The 16,167-nt window shown below is 30.4% G+C and carries 18 protein-coding genes; 10 read left to right on the plus strand and 8 right to left on the minus strand.

Annotation, left to right across the window (positions count from 1 at the left end; genetic code table 11):
• Nucleotides 1-103 precede the first annotated feature (103 nt).
• The 6 genes from HMPREF2852_RS02015 to rbsB are packed head-to-tail and all read left to right on the plus strand — an operon-like array spanning nucleotide 104 to nucleotide 5,755.
• Entirely contained in the window at nucleotides 104-1,093 is a 990-nt protein-coding gene (locus HMPREF2852_RS02015; protein ID WP_070605653.1) for a LacI family DNA-binding transcriptional regulator, read from the plus strand.
• On the plus strand, nucleotides 1,093-1,986 hold the full coding sequence (locus HMPREF2852_RS02020) for a ribokinase (protein WP_070605655.1): 894 nt from the start codon (nucleotides 1,093-1,095) through the stop codon (nucleotides 1,984-1,986). The genes HMPREF2852_RS02015 and HMPREF2852_RS02020 overlap by 1 nt, the downstream gene beginning before the upstream one ends.
• Nucleotides 1,983-2,375 carry a D-ribose pyranase gene (gene rbsD / locus HMPREF2852_RS02025; protein ID WP_004839714.1) on the plus strand — a complete coding sequence of 131 codons (393 nt, stop codon included), beginning with the start codon at nucleotides 1,983-1,985 and terminating at the stop codon, nucleotides 2,373-2,375. Before HMPREF2852_RS02020 ends, rbsD begins: the two co-directional genes overlap by 4 nt.
• A gap of 9 nt (nucleotides 2,376-2,384) precedes the next feature.
• Nucleotides 2,385-3,866 carry a sugar ABC transporter ATP-binding protein gene (locus HMPREF2852_RS02030; protein WP_070605657.1) on the plus strand — a complete coding sequence of 494 codons (1,482 nt, stop codon included), beginning with the start codon at nucleotides 2,385-2,387 and terminating at the stop codon, nucleotides 3,864-3,866.
• On the plus strand, nucleotides 3,863-4,807 hold the full coding sequence (locus HMPREF2852_RS02035; RefSeq protein ID WP_070605659.1) for an ABC transporter permease: 945 nt from the start codon (nucleotides 3,863-3,865) through the stop codon (nucleotides 4,805-4,807). Before HMPREF2852_RS02030 ends, HMPREF2852_RS02035 begins: the two co-directional genes overlap by 4 nt.
• 9 nt (nucleotides 4,808-4,816) lie before the next feature.
• On the plus strand, nucleotides 4,817-5,755 hold the full coding sequence (gene rbsB, locus HMPREF2852_RS02040) for a ribose ABC transporter substrate-binding protein RbsB (protein ID WP_004839719.1): 939 nt from the start codon (nucleotides 4,817-4,819) through the stop codon (nucleotides 5,753-5,755).
• A gap of 172 nt (nucleotides 5,756-5,927) precedes the next feature.
• On the opposite strand, the gene HMPREF2852_RS02045 is transcribed toward rbsB, so the two are convergent.
• The 6 genes from HMPREF2852_RS02045 to gnd are packed head-to-tail and all read right to left on the minus strand — an operon-like array spanning nucleotide 5,928 to nucleotide 10,542.
• Complete coding sequence (locus tag HMPREF2852_RS02045) at nucleotides 5,928-6,371, minus strand: PTS sugar transporter subunit IIA (RefSeq protein WP_070605662.1); 444 nt, start codon at nucleotides 6,369-6,371, stop codon at nucleotides 5,928-5,930.
• Between the two features lie 38 nt (nucleotides 6,372-6,409).
• Nucleotides 6,410-6,913, minus strand: coding sequence for a PTS sugar transporter subunit IIB (locus HMPREF2852_RS02050; protein ID WP_070605664.1), 504 nt, complete (start codon nucleotides 6,911-6,913; stop codon nucleotides 6,410-6,412).
• A gap of 1 nt (nucleotide 6,914) precedes the next feature.
• Nucleotides 6,915-7,769: a PTS system mannose/fructose/sorbose family transporter subunit IID gene (locus tag HMPREF2852_RS02055; protein ID WP_070605666.1), complete on the minus strand. Its 855-nt coding sequence runs from the start codon at nucleotides 7,767-7,769 to the stop codon at nucleotides 6,915-6,917.
• 14 nt (nucleotides 7,770-7,783) lie between these two features.
• The gene (locus HMPREF2852_RS02060; RefSeq protein ID WP_070605668.1) at nucleotides 7,784-8,617 is read right to left on the minus strand and encodes a PTS mannose/fructose/sorbose/N-acetylgalactosamine transporter subunit IIC; all 834 of its coding nucleotides are present in this window, start codon (nucleotides 8,615-8,617) and stop codon (nucleotides 7,784-7,786) included.
• A 28-nt stretch (nucleotides 8,618-8,645) separates the two neighbouring features.
• Nucleotides 8,646-9,635: a D-isomer specific 2-hydroxyacid dehydrogenase family protein gene (locus HMPREF2852_RS02065; RefSeq protein ID WP_070605671.1), complete on the minus strand. Its 990-nt coding sequence runs from the start codon at nucleotides 9,633-9,635 to the stop codon at nucleotides 8,646-8,648.
• A 1-nt stretch (nucleotide 9,636) separates the two neighbouring features.
• Nucleotides 9,637-10,542: a phosphogluconate dehydrogenase (NAD(+)-dependent, decarboxylating) gene (gene gnd, locus HMPREF2852_RS02070; RefSeq protein WP_070605673.1), complete on the minus strand. Its 906-nt coding sequence runs from the start codon at nucleotides 10,540-10,542 to the stop codon at nucleotides 9,637-9,639.
• A 218-nt stretch (nucleotides 10,543-10,760) separates the two neighbouring features.
• On the opposite strand from gnd, the gene HMPREF2852_RS02075 reads away from it, so the two are divergent.
• A complete protein-coding gene (locus HMPREF2852_RS02075) occupies nucleotides 10,761-11,618 on the plus strand; it encodes a MurR/RpiR family transcriptional regulator (protein ID WP_019118994.1) in 858 nt (285 codons plus the stop codon).
• Between the two features lie 38 nt (nucleotides 11,619-11,656).
• On the opposite strand, the gene HMPREF2852_RS02080 is transcribed toward HMPREF2852_RS02075, so the two are convergent.
• Together HMPREF2852_RS02080 and HMPREF2852_RS02085 are read right to left on the minus strand one after the other, a co-directional pair.
• Complete coding sequence (locus tag HMPREF2852_RS02080; RefSeq protein ID WP_261667897.1) at nucleotides 11,657-12,445, minus strand: SDR family NAD(P)-dependent oxidoreductase; 789 nt, start codon at nucleotides 12,443-12,445, stop codon at nucleotides 11,657-11,659.
• Nucleotides 12,400-13,842, minus strand: coding sequence for a nicotinate phosphoribosyltransferase (locus tag HMPREF2852_RS02085; protein WP_070605677.1), 1,443 nt, complete (start codon nucleotides 13,840-13,842; stop codon nucleotides 12,400-12,402). The genes HMPREF2852_RS02080 and HMPREF2852_RS02085 overlap by 46 nt, the downstream gene beginning before the upstream one ends.
• 112 nt (nucleotides 13,843-13,954) lie before the next feature.
• Here HMPREF2852_RS02085 and HMPREF2852_RS02090 point away from each other — a divergent pair, with 112 nt between their 5' ends.
• The 3 genes from HMPREF2852_RS02090 to sdaAA are packed head-to-tail and all read left to right on the plus strand — an operon-like array spanning nucleotide 13,955 to nucleotide 16,143.
• Nucleotides 13,955-14,602, plus strand: a complete 648-nt coding sequence (locus HMPREF2852_RS02090; RefSeq protein WP_070605679.1) for an HAD family hydrolase — start codon at nucleotides 13,955-13,957, stop codon at nucleotides 14,600-14,602.
• A complete protein-coding gene (gene sdaAB / locus HMPREF2852_RS02095) occupies nucleotides 14,602-15,258 on the plus strand; it encodes an L-serine ammonia-lyase, iron-sulfur-dependent subunit beta (protein WP_070605682.1) in 657 nt (218 codons plus the stop codon). Before HMPREF2852_RS02090 ends, sdaAB begins: the two co-directional genes overlap by 1 nt.
• A 3-nt stretch (nucleotides 15,259-15,261) precedes the next feature.
• Nucleotides 15,262-16,143, plus strand: a complete 882-nt coding sequence (gene sdaAA / locus HMPREF2852_RS02100; protein WP_019118989.1) for an L-serine ammonia-lyase, iron-sulfur-dependent, subunit alpha — start codon at nucleotides 15,262-15,264, stop codon at nucleotides 16,141-16,143.
• Nucleotides 16,144-16,167: the final 24 nt, after the last annotated feature.

The raw sequence follows: 16,167 nt of genomic DNA on the forward strand, positions 1-16,167 counted from the left end.
GCTAAATATTTTCATATTTTTTTAATAAATAGAAAAAATCTATTGACAAAGCCTTAATAAAAGAATATATTATAATTAATTAAAACGTTTTAACGAGGTCGATATGGCGAATATAAAAGATGTAGCAAAACTTGCTGGAGTATCTATTACAACAGTTTCTATGGTTTTGAATAATACTAACAACAAAATATCGGATGCAACTAGAAAAAAAGTAATTGAAGCGGCAAATACTCTTAGTTATAATCCAAATAATTTTGCCAAAGCTCTTGCTAGTAAAAAAAGCAATGTGATTATGGCTCTTATTCCAGATATTTCCAATCCATTTTTTTCTTTGTTAGTTAAAAATCTTACTTATTATGCAGAAAAATATTCTTATTTTTTGTACATTCACAATACTAATAATAAAAATATTAAAAAGCAAGAATTTATTAATATGGTTACTAGCAATGTTATTGGAGCATCTTTGCTAGTTGATAGAAATATGAAAGATTTAGACGACGAGCTAGTAAGAAAAAATAATATTATTTTTTTGGATGAGGTTGATTTTGATGATAGAAAAACTCACATAGTTACTGGCAATAATGAAAAAGGTGGATTTTTGGGCATGCAATATTTAATTGATAGAGGATTTAAAAATATTGGGCTTTTAATAGGTCCAAGGTCTACTGCAAATTCTTCAAGAAGATTATCTGGTGCCATAAAAGCTGCTATGAATAATGATATTTATATTGATTCTTCAAATATAATTCATGGGGATTATTCTTATGAAGGTGGTTACAAGGCTGGAAAAATTTTTTTAGAAAAAAAAGTTGATGCTATTTTTTCTTTTGCTGATATGTCTTCATACGGACTTTTGAAATATTTTGATGAAAACAAAATAAAAGTTCCAAGAGATATTTCTTTGATAAGTTATGATAATTTATTTTTAAATAATTTAATTAGTCCCAAATTAACATCAATTGACCAAAATTTGGAAATGATAGCAAAATCTTCTATTGAAATGGCGGATGATTTGATAAATGGAAGAAAAAATAATAAAAAAGTTATGGTAGAGCCTTTTGTGGCTTTTGGGGAAAGTGTAGGTAAAAAATAATGAAAATACTAAATTTTGGTTCTTTAAATATTGATATATTTTTTAGAGTAGAAAATATTGTAAAGCCAGGAGAAACTATAAGTGCAAAAAGCATTGAAAAAAGACCAGGTGGAAAGGGACTTAATCAATCTGTTGCTCTTAGCAAAAGTTTTGAAAATGTATATCACGCAGGAAGCGTAGGAGATGATGGTATTTTTCTTATTGATTATTTAAAAAGTGAGAATATAAATACCAAATATATAAAAAAATCTGATAAATTAACAGGAAATGCGATTATCCAAGTTGATGATAGGGGAGAAAATTCTATAGTTCTCTACAAGGGAGCAAATTTTGATAATGACAAAAAATTTATAGATGAAGTTTTGGATAATTTTGATAAAGATGACATTTTGCTTTTGCAAAATGAAATAAGCTCTATGAAATATTTGATAGATAAGGCTTATGAAAAGGGAATGAAAATAGTTTTAAATCCTTCTCCAATAACAGATGAGATAAAAGAATTTGATTTTAATAAAATAGATTTGCTTTTGGTAAATGAAATAGAGGCAAAGAATATAGCAAATAAAGATAATATAGATGAAAGCATTAATTATTTCATGGCTACTTATCCAAATATAAATTTGATTGTAACACTTGGAAGTAAAGGCTCAATTTTTGTAAATAAAAATGAGAAAATCAAACAAGAAGGAATAAAAGTTGAATCTGTCGACAGCACAGGAGCTGGAGATACTTTTACAGGATTTTTCGTATCATATTTTTATCAAGGAAAAAATGTAAGGGATTGTTTGAAATTTGCAAGCCTAGCATCTGCTCTTTCCGTAACAAAAAGCGGGGCTAGCATATCTATTCCAAGCCTTTGTGATGTAAAAGAATTTGAAAGGAAGAATGTATGAAAGAAAAAGGAATATTAAATAGCGAAATTTCAAAAAGACTTTCTGATTTGGGACACACAGACTTAATAGCTGTTGGAGATTGTGGTTTGCCAATTGATTCTGACAAAAAGATTGACTTAGCACTTAAACTTGGCGAACCTAAGTTTATAGATGTTTTAGAAATTCTGCTTAGTGATTTTGGTTGCGAATATTATTATTTGGCAAAAGAAATCAAAGAAAAAAATCCAAGTCAAGAAGAAAATATTAAAAAACTTTTGCCAGATATTGAATGCGAATATATATCTCATGAAGAATTTAAGAAAAAATTAAAAGACGTTAAATTTGTTATAAGGACTGGAGAAAATACACCTTATTCAAATATAATTTTAAGGTCAAAGAATATCTTTTAGGAGGATTTTATGAAAATTGAAATGAAAGATATTTACAAGTCTTTTGGTAAAAATGATGTTTTAAAAGGAGTGGATTTTACCTTAAATGATGGAGAAATTCATGCTTTGGTAGGAGAAAATGGAGCAGGAAAATCTACTTTGATGAATATTTTGTCAGGAGTTTTATCTAAAGATAAGGGAGAAATTTTAATTGATGGCAAAGAAGTTGACATAAGTGATACAAATGTTGCCAAAAAATATGGTATAAGTTTTATCCACCAAGAATTATCTGATTGGCCAGAGCTTACTGTTATGGATAATATCTTTATGAATAATGAAATAAAAAATGGAATTTTTCTTGACAAGGCAAAAATGAGAAAAAAATGTATAGAACTTCTTGAAAGATTTGATTTAGATATAAATCCAAAAACAAAAGTTTCTGAACTTTCAGTTGGACAAAGACAGATGATGGAAATAGCAAAGGCTAACTTAAATAAAGTAAATGTTCTAATTCTTGATGAGCCAACATCTGCACTTACAAATAATGAAATTGACAAATTATTTAAGCTAATAAAAAGACTAAGAGATAAAAATGTTTCTATGATATATATTTCTCATAGAATGGAAGAAATTTTTTCATTAACTAATAAGATTACAGTAATGAGAGATGGAAAATCCGTATCAGTAATGAATACTAATAAGACTGATGAAAGAGAAGTTGTTTCTTATATGGTAGGTCGTGATATTGGAGATTTTTATCCTGAAATGGATGCTGAAATTTCTGATGTAAAGATAGAGCTTAAAAATTTTAATAGAGAAGGATTTTTTAAAGATATAAATATAAAAGCAAAAAAAGGAGAAGTCCTTGGTATTTCTGGGCTTATGGGAGCAGGAAGAACAGAGATTATGAGATCAGTATTTGGACTTGATCCTAAAGATAGTGGAGAAGTATTTATAGATGGTAAAAAAATAGAAATAAAAAATCCAGCAGATGCAATAAAAAATAAAATTGGCTTTGTAACAGAAAATAGGCAAGAAGAAGGATTGATTCTTGATGAATCAATTAGAGAAAATATTTCTCTGTTAAATTTTGACAAATTTTCAAAAAATTCTTTTATAGATAAAGCAAAAGAAAAAAATCTTTCAGATAATTTGGTAGATAGTTTTAAAGTTAAGACCCAATCATCAGAAAGCAAAATTAGCGATTTATCTGGAGGCAATCAACAAAAAGTAGTTTTTGCAAAATGGTATGCGATTGGTCCAGAAATATTAATCCTTGATGAGCCAACTAAAGGCGTTGATGTAGGGGCAAAAAGAGAAATTTATGATTTAATAAAAGACCTTACTAATAAGGGAGTTTCAATTATACTTATATCAAGCGATTTGCCAGAGCTTATAAGTTTATCAAATAGAATTTATGTAATTCATGAAGGAAAAATACAAGGAGAACTTTTAAAGAAAGATGCTAGCCAAGAAAAAATAATGACCCTTGCAACAGGAGGAAGGTTATGAGTAATATAAAAAATCGATTTAAAGAAAATCAAAATTTAGGAACAATAGTTGCCTTGCTTATTTTGATATGCTTTGTAAGCGTACTTAATCCAGCATTTTTGCAAGTGAGCAACTTGTTAAATTTGATGCGTCAATTAATCATAAATGGTTTTGTGGCATTAGGAATGACTTTTGTAATTTTAACTGGAGGAATTGATCTTTCAGTTGGTTCAACTCTTGCACTAAGCTCAGCAATTTTTGCAGGACTTTTACAAAATGGGACAAACACAATTCTTGCTATATTTGTAGCTATTTTATTGGCAATTGTCTTAGGACTAATAAATGGTTTGTTGATTACAAAAGGAAAACTTGCACCATTTATAGTAACACTTGCAACTATGACAATATTTAGAGGACTTACTTTAGTTTTTATGGACGGTAGACCAATAGCAGGACCTAGAGATGACTTTGCTTTCCAATTTTTAGGAAAAGGACAAGTTTTAGGAATTCCCTTCCAAGTTATTTTATTTATAATTGTTTATATAATACTTTGGATGATTTTAAATAAAACTTCTTATGGTAGAAAAATATTTGCTGTTGGAGGAAATGAAAAAGCAAGTTTTATTTCAGGAATTAATATAGCAAAATCAAAAACATTTGTATATGTAATCAGTGCTTTGATGGCAGTTATATCTGGTCTTGTACTTACATCAAGATTAAATTCTGCTCAACCAACAGCAGGTTCAGCCTATGAAATGGATGCTATAGCAGCAGTAGTTTTGGGTGGAACAAGTATGACAGGTGGAAGTGGATCATTAACAGGAACATTAATAGGAATTTTAATTTTAGGAGTCCTTAATAACGGACTAAATTTATTGGGAGTTTCAAGTTTCTATCAACAAATAGTGAAAGGAATTGTAATATTAATAGCAGTTCTAATAGACAGAAAGAGAAATAAATAGGAGAAAAATATGAAAAAATTTAGAAGAATATTGGCAGTTTTAGCTATAGCTATGTTTACATTCACAGCTTGTAGCGTCGAAGGACAAGATAAAAATGATAATGCATCTAGTAATGCAAAAGAAGAAACAAAAGCCAAAGATGGCGAATATAAAATTGGAGTTTCTTTATCAACTTTAAACAATCCATTTTTCGTATCAATAAGAGAAGGCGTTGAAGAGGCAGCAAAAGATGCAAACGCAAAAACAATTATAACAGATGCACAAAATGATTCTTCAACACAAAACAACCAAGTAGAAGATCTTATAACACAAAAAGTTGATTTGATTATAATTAATCCAGTAGATTCAACAGCAATTTCAACATCAGTAAAAAAAGCTAACGAAGCAAATATACCTGTAATATGCGTTGATAGAAATTCTGATGAGGGAGAAATTGTAAGTTTAATTGCAAGTAATAACGTAGAAGGTGGTAAACTTGCAGGCGAATTTATTCTTGAAAAAATTGGAGAAAATGCAGAAGTTATTCAATTAGAAGGAATTCCTGGAGCAAGCTCTACTCGTGAAAGAGGAGAAGGATTTAAAAAAGCTACAGATGGAAAAATAAATCTATTAGCAAGCCAAACTGCAAACTTTGATAGAGCAGAAGGAATGACAGTAATGGAAAATTTACTTCAAGCTCAACCAGATGTAAAAGCAGTATTTTGTCAAAATGATGAAATGGCATTGGGAGCAATAGAAGCAATAAAAGCTAGCGGAAAAGATATTGTTGTAGTTGGATTTGATGGAAATGAAGACGCAATAAATGCTGTAAAAGAAGGTTCAATGTCAGCAACAGTTGCTCAAAAACCAAAGGAAATGGGAAAAATCGCTCTAGAAACAGCAATTAAATATCTAAAAGGTGAAAAAGTAGAAGAAAAAGTAGATTCACCACTAGAATTAATCAAATAAAACAAATTCCCAATAATAAGCCTAAAATTAATTACTAACTATCAGAAAATATTAAATTAAAATACCAAGGTTAAACATATTAGCCTTGGTATTTTTAAATCTAATTTTAAAATAAAAAAAATCGTGCTAGAGATATTTTCTAGCACGATTTGTAAGGGAAAAAAATTTTTATCTAAAAATCATCATCTTCATCTGGGTTTTCTATTTGTATATTTTCATATTTCCATTCTAAGACTTCTTGTTTTGTGATTTCTAGGATATTTTTTACAACTTGGTCTATGTTTTCTTCTAAGACTTGGCCATTTATTGCTTGAATTAGCATTTGGAAATTTAAATTTCCTATTAATGATATTTTTTCATTATTTTCTAATTTTGATATGGCAATTTGGCTTTGGGTGTAAGGGGATGCTGAAATTAAATCTGTAAAGACAATTACTCCATCGCCTTTGTCTAAATTTATTATTTTTTCTTTTATTTTTTCGTTGAAATTATTTATGTCATCTTCTGGATATAAACCTAGATAATCTATGTTTTCTGCTTGCCCAAAAATAATTTCTGCTGAACTTTTAAATCCTTGTGCAAGCTTTCCGTGACTTACAATTAGTATTCCTATCATTTTTTATCCTTTCTTAATTTAAGGGGAGCTTAAATGATTTATAAATCAAAATTTTTTAAAACTTCGTCTAAACTTGATTTTGGTGCTGATGGGGTTGCTTGAAAATAAATATTGTCTATTTTATAATCTTCTCTTAACTCTTTTAATTTTTTTGCATCTTCTTTGTTAAGATAAACTGATTTTGTAACTAACAAATCATTTTCGTCTTTTTTTGCTATTCCTCCAACGTTTAATTCGCAAACTTCAACGCCGTGTTTGATTAATTTATAAAATACATCTATGCTTTTTGCAACTAGGATACAATTATAATCTTTAAATTTGTATTTGTCCCAATAGTAGAAAGCCCTTTTCTCATTTAGAACTATTGTTTTCTTTCCTGTTCTATTTCCAGCACTTTTGTATAAATCTTTCATAAAAGTTTCGTTGTAAACGACATCATCTACTACAAAAATTGAATTTACTCCGTCTTTTTGCGATAGGGTAATCATTACTTGTCCGTGAATTAATCTTTCATCAACTCTACCTAATACTACTTTTCCCATTTTATAATATTCCTATTCCTGCTAATACTGCTAAAATTATTGTTAAACCTAATAAAGCTTGAGTAACTTTTAAACCTTTTTTCAAATAAAAAACATATACGCCAAGAACTGTTACTAATGGTAAAGCTCCTGGTAATACTTTATCTAAAAGCTCTTGGAAAACAAATTCTTTTCCTGAGATTGTAAATTTTAATGCTGAGCTTACTTTTACATAATTTGCTGCCAAAATTCCCATCATAAAAAGTCCCAAGGCTGATAAAATATTTATTGCATTTTGAACTCCTGTGCTTTTTAATAAACTTGATGCGTTTTTACCTAAAACAAATCCTTGTTTTGCAAAAAATCTTCCGATAAAAACTTGGTATAAGGAAAATCCTACGAATGGAAACAAAGCTCCCATTGGGGATCCAGCTTGGGCCCAAGAAATTGCTATTGCTATAAAAATATATTGGATTGTTCCTGAATCAATTGCATCGCCGATTCCTGCAAGAGCTCCCATTAGCCCTGCTTTTGTATTATACATCAAATCATCGGTCATTGTTATTTCTTCGTTGTTATATTCTTGGCGAGCTCTTTCTTGTTCCATTGATGACATAAGACCTGTGATTATTCCACCGCCCCAAGTTAGTTGGGTATTGAAGAATAACAATTGTCTTTTGTAAGATTTTTTCAAATCTTCTTTATTTTTGTATAATTTTTTCAAAACTGGCATCATTGCATATAAGAGGGAAGGTGCCAAATATCTTTCAAAAGTGTGAGGAATTTCGTTTGCGAAATGCCATCTTAAATATGCTTTTCTAACATCTTTTAGCTCTAATTCTTCTGGAGCCATTTCGTCTTTTTTTATATCTTGCATTTTAAAACCTCCTACTAAAAGTCATCTTCTTCTTCAAATGTCAATTCACGTTCGCTTGAAGTTTCTGTTTTTACTTCTTTATCTTCTTTGGCTTGATTTTTATTTCCTACTGCCAAAATTGAAATTATTGTTCCTAAAATTGCATAAACTAGCATATTTACATTCATATCTTTTAAAATTACGCTTAAAAAATATGCTAATAGGAAAAATAACAAATAATCTTTTCTACCTATTACATAAATTGTTGTTGCAATACCGATTGCTGCAAGTCCTCCGCCGACTACATCTAGTATGTGTAAAAATACTGTTCCTTCAAGTTTTGCTACAACATCAGCGATTACTGGTGCGCCAAAATATAAAGCTACAAAGATTAATGGAACAAATAAAACAAAAGATGCTATAGTTGGATATGTTATTATTGATCTTTTGATTGCTTTTTCATCCATTTTTTCAATTGCGACGTCAGTTTTTTTGCCTATAAAGGTATTTAGGAAAAATCTAAATTGGTAAAGATAAGATCCTAAAAATCCAACTGGAACGGCAATGGCAATTGATGCTTCTGGTGTTAAATTTCCTAATAGGGCAACTGGAACTGCTATTGCAGCTGCAACTGCAGGTTCTGATGGCATTGAGCCACCTGGAGAAAATACTCCCATATATATTAATTGCAAACTTGCAGTTACTATCATTGCATCAGCAATTCTTCCCATAACAATTCCTACAACAAGGCCTGTCATTAATGGCGAAAATCTTAATGTTAAAGATGCGCCACCCAATAGCCAACGTGACATAACGCCTGCAACCCACAAAGCTATTAATAAACTTTTTGCTACAGATAAGGTCTCCATTTTTTCCTCCTAAATTTTTTAAAAATTTTTATTCCACAAAGGGACTTTCTTTTTGCACACATCTTTTTGGAAGTTTTTTATTGTGCACATTATAAACATCATTTACACAACTTTCTCCCATTGCATACAAACATTCTTTTGTGTAGGCTGATGTGTGAGGTGTAATTATTACATTATCAAATTGCAAGTAGGGATGATTACTTCTTGCAGGCTCAACTTCCATAACGTCTGTTGCAAGAGCTTTTACTTTTTCATTTTTTAAAGCTTCAATCATATCTTTTTCGTCAATTAGAGCACCTCTTGCGGTATTTGATATATAAACTCCATTTTTCATTTTTGATATTGTATTTTTATTTATCATGTGATAATTTTCTTTGGTTAAATTTGCGCATAAACAAATAACATTAGACATTTTTAAAAGTGTTTCAAAATCAACTTTTTCTACGCCGAATTGTTCTAGCTCTAATTTGTCTTTGTAAGGGTCATAGCCTAATACCCTACATTGAAAACCTTCTCTAAGTGTTCTTGCAACTTGGCTTCCAGTATTTCCAACGCCGATTACGCCAACAATTTTGTGGTAGAGAGAATTTCCTACAAAATTTGCTCTCATTTCCCACTTATCATCTCTTACTTTTTTGGAAGAATTTATAGTCATTCTCATCAAAGCCAATAGATTTGTAATATTATTTTCTGCAACTGAATCTCTTTCTACCAAAGAAGGAACAATAGAAACAATTACTCCTTTTTCTTTTGCACAAGTTAAATCTACATTGTTGTAGCCAATTCCATGCCTTGAGATAAGTCTTAAATCATCTACATTTTCAAAAAATTCTTTATCAAAAAATGGTGTAACGCTCGCTATTATATATTGGTAGCCTTTTAGCATTTGACCTAGAGATTTTCCATCTATATTTTGGTCGACTTCAAAGCGATCTACTTGTCCAATTTTTTCTAGTTTTTTTATATGGTCTGGGAAAATTTTTCCAAAACTACTAGAATTTACAATAGCAATTTTCATTTTATTTATCCTTTTTTACAAGATCGTGACCGCCAAAACCATTTCTTAGTTGAGCTACAACTTTATTAGAAAAATTATCATCAACATTTATTTTACTTGTATTTCTTACAAACAAAGAATTAGAAATAACTGGAACAGGAACGTCAAGTCTTAGTGCTTCTTCAACTGTCCATTTACATTCTCCATTTGCATTTATAACGCCAGAATGAGAATCAAGTTTTGGATCTTTGGCAAAGCCTTCTTGGGCAAGTTCAATTAGCCAAGACCTAATTACAGATCCGTGATTCCAAACTTTTGAAACATCTTCGTAATCATAATCAAATTCGCTAGCTTCCAAAACAGCAAAGCCTTCGCCGATAGCTTGCATCATTCCATATTCAATTCCATTGTGAATCATTTTTAAATAATGACCAGAACCAGCACGTCCTGTATATAAAAGTCCATCTTCACAAGAAATTGCTTCAAAAAAATCTTTTACTTGATCGTAATATTTTTTTTCTCCTCCAACCATAAGACAAGCACCGTTTCTAGCGCCGCTCATTCCGCCAGAAGTTCCACAATCAAGAAAACCAATATTTTTTTCCTTTAAAATTTCGTAATGCTCTAAAGTTTTTTTGTAATTAGTATTTCCAGTATCAATTACAATGTCGTCTTTATTAAGTTTTTCTTTTAAAAGAAAAATCATGTCATCAGTGATTTTTCCTGCAGGCAAACTCAATAAAATAAATTTTACATCATCTAATTTTTCTATAAGCTCATCGATAGAATTTGCGATTTTAAAATCTTTGCTTGCTTTTTTTCTTACATTTTCATCTACATCATAGCCAATTACTTCAAAATTATTGTCGATGGCATTTAAGGCTATGTTGTAACCCATTTTTCCAAGTCCCAAAAAACCTATTTTCATATAAACTCCTTTCTTTTTTTGATAACCTTTTCAAATAATTTAAAAAAATATTTTTAAAAAATTGTAAGGCTATCTGTAGTTCATTATTTAAGTAAATTATACGAAAAAAATTTTTACTTGTCAAACAGTAAAAAAACAAAAAAATTTTGCAATCAAAAATTTCTATTCATTTTTACAAATTTATGTATAATATTAGTAAGAATAGATTGGAGGATGTTTTGAACCGATATTTAGAAAGAATTATTTTGTCTAAAAAAAGTACCTTTACAAAAACGGAAAATTTTTATGCAGAATATTTTTTAAAATTAGATGATGAAATATTAAATAAAACTATATCAAATGTTGCTGAAGAAACAGAAAGCTCCACAGCGTCAATTTTTAAATTTATAAAAAAACTTGGCTTTAAAGGCTACAAAGATTTTCAATTAAACTTAGCTACAAATATAAATAAAAATTCTGACGATTCGCTACTTACAGCTATAACAAGTGTAAATGAAAATGACAGCCCTGATGAAATAGCCAACAAAATTATGGCGTTTAATATCCAATCAATGTATACGCTAAAAGAAGATATTAAAAATATTCCATTTGAATCTTGTTTGAATTTGATAAAAAAATCCAAAAAAATTCACTTTTTTGGCATGGGAGGATCAGCAACCATAGCTTACGATTCATATCATAAATTTTTGAGAACAAAATATATGGTAAATTATATTTCGGATTCTCACATGCAACTAAGTGCTTGCACAAAGATGGACGAAAACGACTGTATTTTTGTATTTTCACATTCAGGAAGAACGCTAGAGGTAATAGAAGTTTCAAAAGTTGCAAAAAAAAATAAGGCAAAAATTATTGCCCTTACAGGAAATCCAAAATCTGAAATGGTAAAAATCTCAGATGAGGCTATGATTTTACCATCAATAGAATCCGAACACGGAACAGAATCCTTAAATGCAAGAATTCTTTACCTAACAGTTATGGATATACTTTTAATATCTTTGATGTATGATAACGTCGAAGAAAATAAAAAATACATGAAAAAAAGATTAGATGCACTAAAAGTTACAAAAAAATAGAAGGCGCACTTGCCTTCTTTTTAATTTGAAATAAAAAATTAATACATAGAAAGTTTTTTCTCAATCCACATTATAAAAGAATGAGGGAAAATTTTTGAAATTATTAATAAAATTTTTGCACTTGGATGGGTGGTTATTAGGTCTTTTTTGCCCATTTTTTTAATTGCTTTTGCTACCGTTTTTTCTAGATTTTCATTTCCCAAATTTTTTATTCCGCCCGAATTGTTATTTGATTTTTCTAAAAATTCTGTTTCAACTCTGTTTGGACATAAAACTGAAACTTTTATATCCTTAAACTCTCTCCTTACAGCTCTTGAAAATGATAAGACATAGGACTTACTTGCAGCATAAAGGGCGAATTTTGCCTGTGGAATAAAGGCTGCAGATGAGGCAATATTTAAAATTATTCCGTCTTTTTGGAAAAAATTTAAGGAAATTTTTGTCATTGCTGTGAGAGCTTTTATATTTAAGTCCAAAGTTTTCATATCATTATCAAAACTTGTGTTTTTAAAATAATCATTTTCTCCCATGCCTGCAGAATTTATCAAAAGTCCTATTTTTTTGTTTGAAATTTCTAATTCTTTTTTTAAAGCTTCAAAAGATTTTTCCTCACACAAATCAAGGGCAAAAATCCTTGCCCTTGTTTGTAGTTTTTTTGATAAATCATGAAGTCTTTCAGTTCTTCTTGCGATTAGCCAAATTTCTTCATAATTTTTTTTGTCAATTTGCCTTGCAAATTCATAGCCTATGCCTGAACTTGCTCCAGTAATTATGGCTATCATTATTTGCTCATAGCCTTCATTATTAGGTTTTGTTTTAAATTCCACAAATCGTGAGAAAGGTCGACGTAATAATTGTGAGGTTGGTCAAATCTTTTTACCTCATCCCACAAGGATTTCACTTCTGACTTGCAATATTCGTTTATTTCTTCAATTTTTGGAGATTCATAAACTTTTTTGCCGTTTTTAAAAATTGGAATTTGCATTTTTCGAATTTCATAATTTTCCATTCTTTTCATCTTCCATGTAAAGTGTGGATCAAAAATTACAAGTGGTTTAGTTTCATCAACAACTTCTTCTTTTAAAGTTATATAATCAGCTTCTGCCTTGCCAGTTTTTTTGTCGTATAATCTGTAAACTTCTTTTAGGCCTGGTGTTGTAATTTTTTCTACGTTTTCTGATACTTTTATTTTTGCAGTCTTGCCTTTTTTGTCTTCAACTTGAACAAGTTTATAAACTCCACCAAAAACTGGATCAGATTTTGCAGTAATTAATCTTTCTCCGATTCCAAATGAATCAATTTCTGCGCCTTGTTGGAGTAGAGATTCTATTTTGTATTCGTCAAGTGAATTACTTGCAACAATTTTTGCATCCTTGTAGCCATTTTCGTCCAAAATTTTTCTACATTCTTTTGAAAGATAGGCAAGATCGCCAGAATCAATTCTTACACCGCCAGTAAGTCCCAAAGGCTCTAAAACTTCTTTGAAAATTTTCATAGCATTTGGTAGGCCTTGTTTTAAAACATCATAGGTGTCAATTAATAAAATACAATTATCTGGATATAATTTTGCATAAGCAAAAAAGGCTTCGTATTCTGAATCAAATGATTGAACCCAAGAGTGAGCCATAGTTCCGCCAGCAGGATAAGCATACATTTGACTTGAAAGAGTATTTGAAGTGATTGGAGCGCCGGCTATAAAGGCAGACCTTGCTCCTTTTACAGAAGCGTCAGGGCCTTGAGCGCGTCTTGCCCCAAATTCCATTACAGTTCTTCCCTTTGCAGCTCTTACAATTCTATTTGTTTTTGTAGCAACAAGGGAGCCGTAATTTAAAGATAAAAGCAAATAAGTTTCCAAAATTTGTGCTTCAATTATTGGAGCTCTTACAGTCACAATCGGTTCAGATGGAAACATTGCTGATCCTTCTGGAAATGCCCAAATATCTCCTGTGAATTTAAAATTTTTCAAATAAGATAAAAACTCTTCTGAAAATCTTGTATTTTTTCTAAAATATTCAATATCTTCTTCATCAAAATGAATATTTTCTACGTAATCAATAATATCATCTAAGCCAGAAAAAATTGAAAATCCTCCGCCGTCAGGATTTTTTCTGTAAAATGCATCAAAAACTGCAATCGTATCTTTCATTCCACTTTCAAAATATCCATAAGCCATAGTAAATTCATAAAAATCACTGAGCATAGATAAATTTCTTCTTGTTTGCATATTTTCCTTCCTTATTATTTTTTCGTTTCACATATTGTTTTTATTATACCACTAATGAGTGGTATAGTAATAATAGTTTGGCACAAATTGGCAAACAAAAGGAGATACATAAATGTATATTTTTGATATAGATGGAACACTTTTAAATACGATTGATTCTATTTCATATAATATAAACCAAACTTTAAAAAATTTTTCTTTAAGTCAAGTACCGAAAGAAAAAATTGAGGAGTTTGTAGGAAATGGCCCGAGGGTTTTGATTGAAAAAACTCTTGATTATATTGGCTTTGAAAAATCTGAAAAAAGAGAAGAAATTTTAAACGCTTATAACAAAAGATATGATGATAATCCAACCTATCTTACAAAGCCTTATGATGGAATCGTAGAAGAGCTTGAAAAAATAAAAAAAATGGGCGAAATTTTGGTTGCTTTTTCTAACAAGCCAGATTCCACTTGCAAAAAAGTTATAGGAGAAATTTTTGGAGAAGGCTATTTTGATTTTATTTTAGGATATAGAGAAGATATAAAAAGAAAACCGTCGCCTGAGGGTATGTATATAATAAAAGAAAGATTTGGTGTCGACTATTCGGATATTTTTTATTTTGGAGACAGCGAAGTCGACATGGAGTGTGGAAAAAATGCTGGAGTATTTACTGTAGGATGTGCTTGGGGCTTTAGAGAAAGAAAAATTCTTGAAAATTTAAAGCCAAATCTTATAATAGATAGTCCAAAAGAAATTTCAAAAATAAGGAGAGTATAATGGCAAATTTATCAGTATTTGATATTATTGGACCTGTAATGATTGGCCCATCATCATCCCATACTGCGGGAGCAAACAGAATTGCAAAAATCGCAAGAGATTTGGGCGGAGAAGGATTTACAAAAGTTGATTTTTATTTACACGGATCATTTGAAAAAACTTACCAAGGTCACGGAACAGATAGGGCTTTGGTTGGAGGAGTTTTGGGCTTTGGACCAGAAGATGAAAGATTAAGAGATTCATTTAAAATAGCTGATGAAGCAGGAATTACTTATAATTTTATTCCACAAGATATGGGAGAAGTTCATCCAAACACAGTAAAAATTGTTCTTTACTACCCAGACGGCCATGAATTTAAATTGAGAGGCTCATCAATTGGTGGCGGAAATATTATGATAAATCAAATAATGGACAATGAAGTAGAATATAATGGAAAAAATCCTACAATTATTTGTACCTATCCTGAACAAAAAGGAATGATAGCTTTCATTTCAAATGTTTTGTTTGACCACAATTATAATATAAAAAATATGAAAACTATAAACAAGGGCAACACAATTATGTTAATTGTAGAATTAGATCAAGATTTGGAAGAAGAAGTTTACAAAGAAATTGAAGCCGGCAAGAATTTTGAATTTATAAAATATTTGGGGTAATTTATGAAAACAACAATGGAATATATTAAAAATAGAATAAAAGAAGAAAACAAGGAAGTTTGGGAGATTGCGCTTGAAGATGAAATGGAGCTAACAGGAAAATCAAGAGAAGAAGTTTTTGAATTATTACAAAAATCTCTTGATGTTATGAAAGAATCTTCACAAAAAGCTCTTGATAAAAAATTAATGTCAATGACAAAAATGACTGGTGGAAATGCAAAATCAATGAATAATTATTTTCTATCAGAAGATACAATAATGGGAGATTTGCCAACAAAGGCAATGGCTATGGCTTTTTCAACATCAGAAGTAAACGCATCAATGGGAAAAATCGTAGCAAGTCCAACAGCAGGATCTGCAGGAATTGTTCCAGCAAGTTTAATGGCAATGCGTGAAAAATATGGATATTCTGATGAAGAATTGATAAAAGCAATTCTCGTTGCAACAGAATTCGGACAAATTATTGCTGACAATGCAACATTTGCTGGAGCTGAGGGCGGATGCCAAGCGGAATGCGGTTCTGCAGCAGCTATGTGTGCAGCTGCAATTTGTTATTTGAGAGGATGTGACATTGACGTGATGGAAGATGCGGCATCAATTGCACTTTTATCAATAATGGGACTTGTGTGCGATCCGATAGGAGGAATGGTAGAATTTCCTTGCAATATTAGAAACGCATCAGGAGTTATAAATGCACTTTCTGCAGCTGATATGGCAATTGCTGGAGTAAAAGTTTTGGTAACATTTGATGAAACAGTAGACGCCTTAAAAGAAGTAGGCGATGCCCTTCCAGCAAGCCTAAGAGAAACAGGCGAAGGCGGAGTTGCAGCTTGTCCATCAGCTATAAGATTAAAAAGAAAATATATAGACAAAGAAGAAGACTAAAATTTTTAAATAAAAATCTCAAAG

It is taken from the genome of Anaerococcus sp. HMSC065G05, assembly GCF_001812365.1.
GTDB lineage: Bacteria > Bacillota > Clostridia > Tissierellales > Peptoniphilaceae > Anaerococcus > Anaerococcus vaginalis.